General features: G+C 45.6%; 7 protein-coding genes. 4 read left to right on the top strand and 3 right to left on the bottom strand.

Annotation, left to right across the window (positions count from 1 at the left end; all coding sequences use genetic code 11):
- Positions 1–55 precede the first annotated feature (55 nt).
- The 3 genes from crtD (at position 56) to NDI42_RS14885 (ending at position 7,200) form a co-directional block, all read left to right on the top strand.
- Positions 56–1,606, top strand: a complete 1,551-nt coding sequence (crtD, locus tag NDI42_RS14895; protein WP_190458563.1) for a C-3',4' desaturase CrtD — start codon at positions 56–58, stop codon at positions 1,604–1,606.
- Between the two features lie 346 nt (positions 1,607–1,952).
- The gene (locus NDI42_RS14890) at positions 1,953–6,077 is read left to right on the top strand and encodes a PAS domain S-box protein (RefSeq protein WP_190458561.1); all 4,125 of its coding nucleotides are present in this window, start codon (positions 1,953–1,955) and stop codon (positions 6,075–6,077) included.
- A gap of 4 nt (positions 6,078–6,081) precedes the next feature.
- Complete coding sequence (locus NDI42_RS14885) at positions 6,082–7,200, top strand: hybrid sensor histidine kinase/response regulator (RefSeq protein WP_190458559.1); 1,119 nt, start codon at positions 6,082–6,084, stop codon at positions 7,198–7,200.
- 132 nt (positions 7,201–7,332) lie between these two features.
- Here NDI42_RS14885 and NDI42_RS14880 read toward each other — a convergent pair whose 3' ends face one another.
- Both NDI42_RS14880 and hslO read right to left on the bottom strand, forming a co-directional pair.
- Positions 7,333–9,546 carry a coiled-coil domain-containing protein gene (locus NDI42_RS14880; RefSeq protein WP_190458557.1) on the bottom strand — a complete coding sequence of 738 codons (2,214 nt, stop codon included), beginning with the start codon at positions 9,544–9,546 and terminating at the stop codon, positions 7,333–7,335.
- Between the two features lie 163 nt (positions 9,547–9,709).
- Positions 9,710–10,609 carry an Hsp33 family molecular chaperone HslO gene (gene hslO / locus NDI42_RS14875; protein ID WP_190458555.1) on the bottom strand — a complete coding sequence of 300 codons (900 nt, stop codon included), beginning with the start codon at positions 10,607–10,609 and terminating at the stop codon, positions 9,710–9,712.
- A gap of 292 nt (positions 10,610–10,901) precedes the next feature.
- Here hslO and NDI42_RS14870 point away from each other — a divergent pair, with 292 nt between their 5' ends.
- A complete protein-coding gene (locus NDI42_RS14870; protein ID WP_190458552.1) occupies positions 10,902–11,291 on the top strand; it encodes a hypothetical protein in 390 nt (129 codons plus the stop codon).
- A gap of 388 nt (positions 11,292–11,679) precedes the next feature.
- Here the strand turns inward: NDI42_RS14870 and NDI42_RS14865 are convergent, their stop codons facing one another.
- Entirely contained in the window at positions 11,680–12,540 is an 861-nt protein-coding gene (locus NDI42_RS14865) for a DUF928 domain-containing protein (protein WP_190458550.1), read from the bottom strand.
- Positions 12,541–12,575 lie beyond the last annotated feature (35 nt).

Here is a 12,575-nt window from a genome sequence, read left to right as displayed (position 1 = left end):
TACCCAGGTTTGCTCATATGATTAAGTAGTATGAAGAAATGTAAAAGATAATGTTATGGCAAGCGATCGCATTGTCGTTATCGGTGCGGGAATTGGTGGTTTGACAGCTGCGGCGTTACTTGCTCGTCGAGGCTACGAAGTATTAGTTTTGGATCAAGCGCTGGTGCCTGGGGGATGTGCTTCCACATTTAAACGCAAAGGATTTACCTTTGATGTGGGAGCTACGCAAGTTGCTGGACTGGAACCGGGGGGAATTCATCACCGGATTTTTAATGAGTTAGAAATTGAACTACCCGCGGCGACACCTTGCGATCCAGCTTGTGCAGTGTATCTACCGGGAGAAACGTCACCGATTAATGTTTGGCGAAACCCCGAAAAGTGGAAGCTTGAACGAACTCGGCAGTTTCCAGGAAGCGAACCGTTTTGGGAACTGTTGGCAACTCTTTTTAAAGCAAGTTGGGCGTTTCAATCTCGCGATCCGGTGCTACCGCCGCGAAATTTGTGGGATTTGTGGCAACTGGCAAGAGCAGTTCGTCCGGGTACTTTGATTACTCTGCCTTACACTTTTTTGACGGTGGGGGATGCGCTGCGGCTATACGGACTGGGTGATAATCAACGTTTGAGGACGTTTCTGGATTTGCAGCTAAAGCTTTATTCCCAGGTGGATGCTCAAAGTACAGCTTTGTTATACGCAGCAACAGCTTTGAGTGTTTCCCAGGAACCGCAGGGATTATTTCATCTAAAGGGTAGTATGCAGGTTTTGAGCGATCGCTTAGTCTCCTCTTTAGAGCGAGACGGTGGCAAACTGTTGATGCGCCACATAGTAGAACGCATCCACACCACAAATGGTAAAGCTACTGCTGTCGTCATTCGCAATCAAAAAACCAACGAAGTTTGGACAGAACCCGCCGACCATGTTGTAGCCAATGTCACTGTGCAAAATCTGATGCAGCTGTTGGACACAGAAACACAACAAGCATTTCCCCAATTCCCAATCCAAAATCCGATCGATTCGTCCAAAATCCAAAATCGATATCGTCGTCGAGTAGATAAACTTCCCCCCTCATCGGGAGCGTTTGTGGTGTATCTGGGTGTAGATGAGAGCGCTATTCCCCCAGGATGTCCGCCTCACTTGCAGTTTCTTTATGACTATGATGGCCCGATTGGGGAGAATAACTCTTTATTTGTTTCAGTTAGCCACCCGTTCGATGGTCGCGCACCAGAGGGGAAAGCCACTATCATCGCGTCTTCCTTCGTTGATACCCGAAATTGGTGGCAATGCGAGGATTATGAAGAACTGAAGCGAAAGTATACTGAGGATGCGATCGCACACCTTTGGCAATTCTTCCACCTGAAACCGGAAACTATTGTGCATCAAGAAGCCGCTACACCCCGCACCTTTGCCAATTTCACAGGTCGCGATCGCGGTATTGTTGGCGGTATTGGTCAAAGAGTTTCCACCTTCGGCCCCTTTGGCTTTGCCAATCGTACACCTGTCAATCATCTGTGGCTAGTGGGAGACTCCACCCATCCCGGCGAAGGTACAGCAGGCGTTAGTTATTCAGCCCTTACTGTGGTAAGGCAAATCGAAAATACCAAAAACTGATAAGCCTCTGAAAGTCACTCTGAACCCAGCTTGCGCGATCGCATATAAAGCAAGCATTTCAGTTTGTTTTAACAAACTTGAGTCATAACTTACCCACTTGCCATGAACTAAAGTTCCGGCTCAAAGCTCAAACCCATTTCAATGGGTTGGTTTGAGGCTTTTTAGTCAGTTTCAACTGACTTGGGCTTTTAGCCAGGAAATTGATTTCCTGGTTCCAAGTGCGTAAGTCCTATTGAGTTTTCAGCCCGAACTAAAGTTCAGGGCTGATTGCAAGAAGTCTATTCTTGCTTCTCAGGTCGTCACAAGGTTAACTTTGACACAATGTAGATAAAAAACTCAGAAAAATATGCCTAGATTGAGAAGGCAAGTACGCTCTGTACAGGCTACGCTAAAGCCACAATTAATCCGTCAGCTAAAAGCCAAAAAAGCTAAACTACTGCATTACTACAATACTGAACTAGAAAAACAGGTACGGGAACGCACAGTAGAACAGAGGGCAGTTATCACTTCCTTAAACGCTGCACTCTTGCAACTTCAACAACAACTTCAACAGGCGCAAACTGAACTCAATGAGTATCAGCGAGCATCTGATGCTCTGCGTGAAAGCGAGCCAAGGTTTCGTTCTCTGATTCAGACTGCTGGAAGCGTAATTATTTGCCTGTCACTCAGCTATCAAATTGTCGAGTGGAATCTTCAAGCCGAATGTATTTATGGCTGGAAAAGGGAAGAAGTTATAGGGAAAAACTATGTTGATTTCTTCTTACCTGAAACGGTTCGGGCTACCGTCATTGCTAATATAAATAAGATACTAGCAGGAGAACCCTCCAAAGATTTTGAAAATGTAATTTTGAGCCGTGATGGACGTAAACGCATATTAAATTGCAACTTTACCCGTTTAATGAATACCGAAGGCGTACCTTCTGGAGTCATTGTAATTGGGCAAGAGATTCCGGCTTCCAACGCTGCTGAAAGAGAAATATACTTTCAATCGCGTCTATTAGATGCAGTTGGACAAGCAGTTATCGCAACTAATTTAGATGGCACAATCATCTATTGGAACCGATATGCTGAGACATTATACGGTTGGTTAGCAGCGGAAGTATTAGGACAAAATATTATTAACATTACTCCGGCGCAGGTCTCAAAAGAGCAAGCATTTGAGATTATGTCTCGCTTACAGCTTGGTGAGAGTTGGTCAGGAGAATTTCTAATTCAACGTCGAGACGGCTCTTGCTTCCCAGTGATGGTTAATAACGCGCCTATTCACGATGCGGAAGGGAATTTGATCGGCATTCTTGGTATTTCCGCAGAGATTACTGAGCGTAAGTTGGCTGAAGAAGCACTGGCTGCAAGTGAAGCTAAATTCCGTTCCCTGATTCAAAATAGTTCGGATATTATCACAATTCTTGATAGAGATGGAATCATTCAATATGAAAGCGACTCGATTGAAAAAATTTTAGGATACAAACCAAAAGATTTGATAGGTCAAAATTGTTTTGATTTAATTCATCTAGAAGATGTTAGTAATATAATTAAAATTTTCCATGAGTTCATTGAAAATCCAGGGATGACCTTAACGGTAGAGTACCGTTGGCGACATCAAAACGGATCTTGGTGTGCGCTTGAGTCAACTGCTAGCAACTTGCTGACTAACCCATTTGTAGCAGGCATTGTTGTCAATTCCCGCGATATTACAGAGCGCAAAGCTGCTGAAGCTGCACTGAAGCAAGCTAATGAAAATCTAGAAATTAGAGTTGAAAAACGTACTGCTGCATTAAGAGAAGCTAACAATCAACTGCGGCAAGAAATTATGGAACGTCAGCAGGCGGAGTCAGCACTATGCCGTAGCGAACAGCAACTTTCTGATTTCTTCGAGAATGCTACTGTGAGTTTGCACTGGGTAGGAGTAGATGGGAAGATTCTGCGGGTGAATCAAGCTGAACTAAACCTTCTAGGATACACGCGAGAGGAATATTTAGGACACCATATTAGCGAGTTCCACGCCGATCCTGAAGTAATTAATGACATTTTGGAACGGTTAAGTAGAAATGAAACGCTGCATAACTATCAAGCTCAACTTCGTTGTAAAGATGGCTCAATTAAGTATGTTCTTATTGACTCAAATGTGTTATGGGAAGACGGTAAATTTATTCATGCACGGTGCTTCAGCCGCGATATTACAGAACACAAGCTATTAGAGGATACGTTGCGAGAAAGTGAAGAACGGTTTCGCTGTTTGAGTGCTTGTTCGCCTGTGGGGATTTTTTTAACAGATATCTACGGTAACTGTACCTACACCAACCCCTGTTATCAAGCTATCTGTGGCTGCACTTTTGAGGAGAGTTTAGCACAAGGATGGTTGCACTTTGTTCATCCGGAAGAACGCGATCGCGTTTTCTCCGACTGGTTAGCATATACTCGTGAAGGCAGAGAATACGCATCAGAGTTTCGCCTGCTTGTAGGAGAGGGAATCGTGCGTTGGGTTCACGTTCGCTCATCCCCCATGTTTTCAGATCAAGACGAACTCATCGGTCATGTTGGCACAGTAGAAGATATAAGCGAAAGCCTACGGCAAACTACGCTACGCAAACTTGCCGAAGCAGAACTACACCGCCGCGAACAAGAATTCAAAGCATTAGCTGAAAATTCTCCTGACATCATTGCCCGATTTGACCGTGAATTTCGCCATCTTTACATCAACTCAGCTGTAGAACGGTCAATGGGAATCTCGCCACAAACAACTATCGGTCAAAAGCCTTCAGAGTTAGAATTACCCCCAGAAACTTCCACTTACTTTCAACAGAGTATTCAACACGTTTTAGACACCAAAGAAGAATGTATTATTGAATGGAATTTCCCGATGCAATACGGTTATAAATACTATCAATCTCGTCTCGTTCCTGAATTTAATCGTGATAATTCAGTCGAGTCAGTATTAGCTGTTTCTCGTGAGATCACAACTCAAAAACAGACCGAACAAGCGCTGCGTGATGCACTCCAAAGACTGAACTTTCATTTTGAAAATTCGCCCTTAGCAGTCATAGAATGGGATTCAAACTTTCGTGTGTCCCGTTGGTCGCCGGAAGCCGAAAAAGTTTTCGGCTGGCATAGCGACGAAGTTCTAGGATTAAGTCCGAATAAATGGCAGTTTATCTTTGCCTCTGATATAAAAGCTGTTAATAGCACGATGGCGCGCTTAATCGACAGCAGCGAACAACGTAATGTATCGCGAAATCGCAATTACACCAAGGATGGCTCAGTTGTTTATTGCGAATGGTACAATTCAGCGCTATTAGATGAATCAGGCAAATTAGTATCACTGCTGTCTCTAGTTCTCGATGTGACTGAGCGCAAAAAGATGGAAGAAGCTTTGCGCGAGAGTGAACAACGCTTCCGGACTATGGCTGATACTGTACCTGCAATGATTTGGGTGGCAGAGGTTAACGGTGTTAGTACATTTTTTAACAAAGCTTGGCTAGATTTTACTGGACGCAGCCTCGAACAAGAATTAAACAACGGTTGGATGGAAAGCATACATCCTGATGATTTATATAGTTTTATAGACACCTATTATTCAGCCTTCCATGACCGCAAACAAGTGCAGGCGGAATACCGCCTCAGGCGTGCTGATGGTAATTATCGTTGGGTTATTGATATGGGTATCCCACGCAATACACCCGATGGTAGCTTTGCTGGTTACATCGGATCGTGCATAGACATAACCGAGCGCAAACGGGCAGAAGAAGAAATTATTAATGCTTTAAACAAAGAAAAAGAACTCAGCGAACTTAAATCTCGCTTTGTCTCCATAACTTCTCACGAGTTCCGCACACCGTTGAGCGTGATTTTGTCTTCCGCCGAACTACTTGAATATTACGGCGAACAATGGAGTCCAGAGGAAAGACTACAACAACTGCATTTGATTCAATCTTCTGTGCAGCACATGAACCAGTTGTTAAATGATGTGCTAACGATAGGTAAAGCAGAAGCAGGTAGACTAGAGTTTAATCCGGCACCCCTGGAGCTAGTAGAGTTCTGCCGCGCCTTGATCGCCGAGATCCAACTTACAGATGCTGGACACACAATTGTCTTTGTCAGCCAATATCCTGTCCTCATGGCTTGCATAGATAAAAAACTGTTGCGGCAAATCCTGAGCAATTTGCTCTCGAATGCTATTAGGTATTCAGCCCAGGGGAGAGCTATTCGTTTTGAACTCGCTTACCATAATGAAGAGGCTACTTTTCAAATTCAAGACGAAGGCTGCGGCATTCCGGTAGAAGATCAAAGCAGATTGTTTGAGCCTTTCCACCGGGCTACCAATGTTACTAATATTACTGGTACGGGTTTAGGGTTAACAATTGTCAAAAGGTGCGTAGATTTACATCAGGGTAGGATTATGTTAGCCAGTCAAGTTGGAGTTGGCACAACTTTTAGAGTCTGTCTTCCGGTGCATAACCAACTGAGGAGTTAGACCTGTGAAGAAGATTTTGGTGATTGAAGACGAGCCAGCAGTTAGAAACAACCTGCGCCTTCTGTTGAAGGCTGAAGGGTTTGAGTTTATCGGTGCAGAAAACGGTGATGTGGGCGTAAAATTTGCCACCGTTCACAAACCCGATTTGATTATCTGCGACATTATGATGCCAGATTTTGATGGTTACGCTGTGCTAAATAAATTGCGCCAAGATAAGGCTACAGCAATGATTCCCTTCATTTTTCTCACAGCTAAAGCGGATAGAGCAGACTTGCGCCAAGGGATGCAGTTGGGGGCTGATGATTATCTGACTAAGCCATTTACCAGGGCGGAATTGTTAGAAGCGATCGCTATTCGTCTGAAAAAACAAGAAGCCGTTACCAATCTGCAAAATAAAATCCAAGAACTCCAAGACTTAAATGTTAAGAAAAATAATTTGCTGGCTACAGTCTCCCACGAACTGCGTGCGCCTCTGGCAAATATGAAGATGATGATCCAAATGTTAGAAGTTATCCCTAACGAAGAACGAAAACAGTACTACAGGAAGCTATTAGAAGCCGAATGTGTCCGAGAGATAGATATGGTTAATAATATCTTGGATTGGCAAAGATTAGAATCGGAAACACAGGAAGCATCCTTAGAAACTTTAATTTTACAATATTGGTTATCTAATATAATCGAGCCTTTTCAATTACGTATAGAACAGCGTCAGCAAATCCTCAAAGTTAATCTTCCTCCCCACCTTCCCCCCATTACCTCAGACCGCGTGTGTCTGGAACAGATATTGAGAGAACTGGTCAATAATGCGTGTAAATATACGCCAAAATATGGAGAAATTTCCATCAGCGTCGAGTTGAATGATTTTGCTAGAGAAAGCAACTCAACGAAAACAGTTATTTTTAAGATTGCTAATCAAGCCGAAATAGCGCCGGCGTATTTACCTAAAATATTCGATAAATTTTATCGGGTTCCTAATGCTGATTTTTGGAAACAAGGTGGAAGCGGATTAGGTTTGGCTTTGGTGCATCAGTTAGTGGAAAAACTAGAAGGAACTATTCAGGTAAAAAGCTCCGATGGTTGGACTACATTTACTGTGCAGATACCCACTACAATCAGCAAGTAATAGGATGGGAATTGGGGATTGGGGATTGGGGATTGGGGATTGGGGATTGGGGATTGGGGATTGGAATTCGGTAAGAATCTTGCCCAGTCCCCAGCCCCCAGTCCCTAGTACCCAGCCCCCAGTCCCCAGTCCCTAATTTGGCGTTGTTTCGAGGGAAGCTGGAGGCTCTATGCTTTTTTTCCAAGCCTCAATTGAAGCTTGAGCATCGGAGTAGGCGGATGTACCGCTGGGGATATTTTGGGCGATCGCGATCGCTCTTCGCAAGTCATTTCTGGACTGATCCTGCGCCATCGATAAAAGTTGGTAACTCCAGCGATTAATGGCTTCTCTAGCTTGGGAACCGACTCGCGCCGAGTTACGCACCTCTTGGGCTGTTTGCACTGCTTGGGCGATCGCATCCGGTGTCCCTGGATTTGCTAACTGATAAGCTGATTGCAAAATCTCAGTAGATCGCAGTTCCCGACGCCAGCCTTTAATTTTTTCCTGAGCTTCACCGTAAAGCGCCCTTCCCGCTTTAATTTGTCCAGCGGAGCTAATAGCGCCGGGAAGATTGCCAGAAACCGCCAAAGCTCTTGCTTGGTCGAGGTAAGGCTGATCCTCTATCCGTTGGATTCGGTTAGTCCAGCGGCCGATTTGCCTTTGAGCCTCTTGATACAACGCCCGTCCTGGCTGAATCTGCTCCGCTGTAGCAACAGCGCCGGATAAATCGCCTGCATCAGCCAAGGCTTTCGCTTGGTCGAGGTAAGGCTGGTCTTGCTGACGCTCAATTCTTTCAGTCCACTGGCGGATTTTGCCCCTAGCCTCGCTATAAAGGGCGCGTCCTTGGCGAATTTGACTAGCTTGGTTAATGGCTTCAGAGAGGGAACCAGCATCCCCATAATTCGCGTATTGTTCGGCGCTATCGAGATAGGGACGGTCTTCTATGGTTTCAATTTGACTTGTCCAGTTACTAATTTGCGCTCTTGCTTGCGAGTAACGAGGATTAGTGCTGGGAATCAGCTGGGCTTCCGCGATCGCTGCTGATAAATCGCCTACAGTTCCACCTTTTGCCAATTCTCCCGCCCGTTCTAGATGCGCCACATCTTCAATTTCTCGCTGCCAACGAGTTATTAATTCCTGGGCTTTATCGTATAATGGTCGCCCTAAATCTAGCTTTTGGGCAAGCGCGATCGCTTCTTCCAAATCTGTTACAGTTCCTTGTGCGGCGCGAGACTGAGCATTAGCCAAATCGTTTAAATCTTGAGCCTCTACTTGTAGATTGAGACTTTCGGGAATTTTATTCGTAATTAAAATTACGGTTTGCCAGTCTTTTCTATCTAGCGCCTCTTGAGCCATATCAATTAATTTCCGCGCAAAGTCTGTCACAGCACCTTGAGCTTCCTTATATGCCAAGCTGTTTGCAGGAATTGCCTGTGCTAGTTTGATCGCCTCCAAGAGATTATTTAATCCCCCGCTTCTGGAGAGCTGGAACGCTTTATCTAACTTGGCGCTTTCTTCCCGCGCCGCCTGAATCAAACTAACCAGTTCATCGTACTTGGTAGTAGCCCAGTAGTTATTTCCTAAATAAACCAGTTGCACTGCTTCCCGAAAAGCCTGAGTCCAGTTAGACTCGCGCACTTCATCAGTGGCTTTTTCATAGTATCCTTCTGCCTTTGACCAAATAGACTGCCAGCGAGTTACGCGCTCATCTACTAACTTGTAAGCAGGAACGCCAGTGGGAATTTTCCTCGCCACTGCGATCGCATCCTCCAAATTTCCCGCTTGGAAAGATTCCTCGCCTAATTTCAAGATATCCAGTGACCACTCTTCCAAATTGCGGTCAATTTCCGGACGCAGGGGGTGATCTTTTGGCAGAGAATTCACCAACGCGATCGCTGAAAGCAAATTGTCCGCCGTCTGCTTAGAAGCCGCTATCTGAGCGCAGGTTAGTCGTAGCGAAGCACTAGCAGTAGGCCAAAAAATCGCTGGGCAATTAGGCAAAGCTGGCAGCTTAAACAACAGCGCCACCGCCATAAATCCCATCCCACCAGAGAGCAGGACGACCAACGCCCCCCAAAACGCCCAACTCGTCGGCAAGCGTACACCCCTCTTTTTCTTAGGTTTCTGGGGTTCTTCTGTCGGTGACTGGGGCTGTAAAGATGGATTAGGCTCAAGCCCTTGTGGAGTATTAACCGCCGAACGGCTAGGACGACTATCTTGTGGAGATGAGCGTTTAGGAGCGGGTGCCTTTGGGGAGACGCGATCGCTCGGACTCCCAGAGGCAGGCGATTTCTTATCTCCTGACCAACCGCGATTGGAAGACTTGCCTAAACGCCCGCGCTCTGGAATTTCCGGATTTCTGGTCATAGCTTACTCACACCACAATACGCTTCGCCTCGGACGAATGCTTTTCTAGCACATACAGTAGTTGCAATGCTACTCCTATAAGCCAGAAAAAGCTACCTCTATCCGGAGTTGTTTTCTAATTGCTAATTGTTCATTTAGCCATCTTCACCTTAGCCATTTACAGCTAAACAGACCCTGCTCGTAAATCTTCAATCAGCGCTGCCAATTCGTCACTACTCGCTTGGTAAACTTCTCCGCAAAAATGACAAGTAGCTTCTGCTCCATCATCTTTTTCAATCATGTCTTGCAGTTCTGCTTCACCCAGCATCTTTAATGCACCCAAAACCCGACGCATGGAGCAACCACAGTGAAAACGTACCATTTGGACTTCTGGTAATATTACCAGACCCATGTCTCCCAGTAGCTGTTCAAAAATTTCCGGCAGCGTCTTACCAGCCTGTAACAAAGGCGTAAACCCCGCCAGCGACTGCATTCGAGATTCTAAAGTTTGCACCAGTTGCTCGTCTCGCTCCGCCTTGGGCATGATTTGCAACAGTAAACCGCCAGACGCGGTTACTTTGCCAGCCTCCAGAAATACACCCACCACTAGCGCCGAGGGTGTCTGTTCTGATGTCACCAGGTAATGAGCGACATCATCCCCAATTTCCCCCGAAACCAGCTCAACGGTACTGGAATAAGGGTAGCCGTATCCAACATCGCGCACCACATACAGATATCCATCCCGACCTATAGCACCGCCTACATCGAGTTTGCCTTTGGCATTCGGAGGCAGTTCCACAGTTGGGTTTTCCACATAACCCCGCACCGTTCCGTCCAATCCCGCGTCTACAAGTAGCCCACCTAGTGGCCCATTGCCCTTGACACGGATGTTGACCCTTGACCCCTCACGCTTCATGCTAGAGGCAAGTAATAGTCCCGATGACATAGCGCGTCCCAGCGCCGCACTCGCTACGTAGGAGAGGTTGTGCCGCTGTTTAGCTTCTTGTGCAAGGCGTGTTGTGATGACACCAACGGCGCGAATTCCACCCTCTGCCGCTGTAGCCCGAATTAACTGATCAGCCATGAAAAAACCTTACATTTCTTAACAGACTCTATTTTTATTGTAAGCATGGCGGCACGAGTGATGGCGCATCTCTTGTTTCTTATCACTTGAATCGCCCCTGGATCTGCTTTTTAGAAATAAACACTAAACGATTTTTAGAATAAAAAAATAACTATAATTGTACAAAATAAATAAAATGATTTATAAAATAGGGTAAAAAAAACATATCAAATTAGCTGTATTCAATACAATTAGTTAGGATAGGTAGATAGAAATTTTTGTACCAGTAACAACTAACAACAAAAAACTCCTTATGCTAGGAACCTTTCAACAAAGCCATCTCAGAATTGAAGTAAATTCCCCAGCAACAGCCATCGGCGACAGCCTGCTGCGGACAAACCTGTTGTGCCAGTGGCTATGGTCGCAGCGCTTTCCCGCTGGACTACCGGAACAGCTGCATGAGGGATTAACCTACACGAGTTGGGCGGGACTCGTAGCGATAGAACACAAGGTGGAAATAGCCCAGCCCCACTGTCTGCGCCTGATTTTGAGTCAAGGAATTGACGGTTATCACGAGTGGTACTGGGGAGAAAATTGGGTGCAGTCGCGTCTGGAAGGGATATCTCTGCTACCGCTGAATGTAGGGCAGACCCTAAGTTTGCTTCAGCTGAAGCAATTTCTGGCATCCCAATCTAAAAAGTAACATTCTCGTTTTCAGTTTCGGTCTGGAAATGCAAGTTGTGAGGCTATGCCTGACGCGATATTATAGGAGGCTCTGCCTCCTTTTTTCGTTCCAAGTTAGAGACTGGGAATTAGGGGATTGAGGAATCTAACCTATAGCAATCCTATTTAAGTTGTGAAAAAGTATTCTTCCTGGTGTAGGGACATGGCAGTGCCGTGTCCCTACAGAAGTTCACGAATCATTTAGGATTGCTATACAACTACAACTATTGTTAAGTGAACTAATTTGATAAGAAAAAGGCAGTTTTCAAGAAGAAAAGTGCCTTTTATTATAGCGGAGAAAAACTTAATTTTGTATTACTAGGGATTGGTCAGGAGGCGATTGAGAAGACGTTACCCCAGTCCCTAGTTTACTGCTTTACCAGTTGTTGCCGCTCCATATCTGTCACTTCCTTGAGTCCAACTGTTTCTAACAGCAACAGAAAATCATTGCGGATAAATTGATCGTTGGGGTTAGCAGTACGGGCGGCTGAAATTGCTGCTAGAGTGTCATACCATAAACTGGCACCAGCATAGATTGCTGCCTTGTCAAAGTCTGAATTAGCCGCCGCGAGTTGTTCCAACAGAGCGGGTGATGCTTGTACGCGCTTAATCCTTGCCTGAGCTATAGGATTAACAGAGGGTCGATCGGGATTGCAAAGCACTGTCACTGTCCAGCGGTATTGCCGTCCCGGAACCAGTTCTGGCAGGTCTTTGGGCATTTGGAGCTGATTAATTCCAGCCTTGGGTTTGTCTATCTGTTGCTGAATGATTGGTTTGGGTACTCCTGGTTCCACCAGTGTAAAGTTTATCGGTACTCCAGGGTCAGCTGACAGATACCAGAAAAAGGTGGGATGACCTGATGCAGTCAATCCGGTGTGATTCTTAGGAACTAGCAAACTTAGAGATACAGAGGCAGCTTGACCGCATGAGCCTCGCGAGCCAGTGCCTCTGGTGCCGCTGGGAGCATCGAGATCCTTGGGTGGCTGATAGCGCACTTGGGTGCCAGTGCCTTTGGTGTCTCTCGGCGCACCTACGTCACCAGGCTCAAACCTAGAATCAGCTTGAGCTTTCAGCACAACATCTGCGTAAGCCATCGAGTTAAACCCTAGATCGCTAGATACACGATTGAATATCGAATTGAGGGGGGTATCGATTAAGCCGAAGAACTGGAGCAAAATAATTGATGCAGTTCCGGTTACTGTAGTAGCGAATTGACGGGAAATAGCCATAGATATACACAGATGTTGTGATGCCCGTAGTTTTT

The organism is Funiculus sociatus GB2-C1 (assembly GCF_039962115.1).
Classification (GTDB): Bacteria; Cyanobacteriota; Cyanobacteriia; order Cyanobacteriales; family FACHB-T130; genus Funiculus; species Funiculus sociatus.
Note: the sequence above shows the minus strand (reverse complement) of the source record. Positions and strands in the feature narration are given on the sequence as shown.

What these genes read in the sequence shown, in the direction of transcription:
- crtD (WP_190458563.1), top strand. Translation starts at nt 56, where the DNA reads ATGGCAAGCGATCGCATTGTCGTTATCGGTGCGGGAATTGGTGGTTTG.
- NDI42_RS14890 (WP_190458561.1), top strand. Translation starts at nt 1,953, where the DNA reads ATGCCTAGATTGAGAAGGCAAGTACGCTCTGTACAGGCTACGCTAAAG.
- NDI42_RS14880 (WP_190458557.1), bottom strand. Translation starts at nt 9,546, where the DNA reads ATGACCAGAAATCCGGAAATTCCAGAGCGCGGGCGTTTAGGCAAGTCT.
- hslO (WP_190458555.1), bottom strand. Translation starts at nt 10,609, where the DNA reads ATGGCTGATCAGTTAATTCGGGCTACAGCGGCAGAGGGTGGAATTCGC.
- NDI42_RS14870 (WP_190458552.1), top strand. Translation starts at nt 10,902, where the DNA reads ATGCTAGGAACCTTTCAACAAAGCCATCTCAGAATTGAAGTAAATTCC.
- NDI42_RS14865 (WP_190458550.1), bottom strand. Translation starts at nt 12,540, where the DNA reads ATGGCTATTTCCCGTCAATTCGCTACTACAGTAACCGGAACTGCATCA.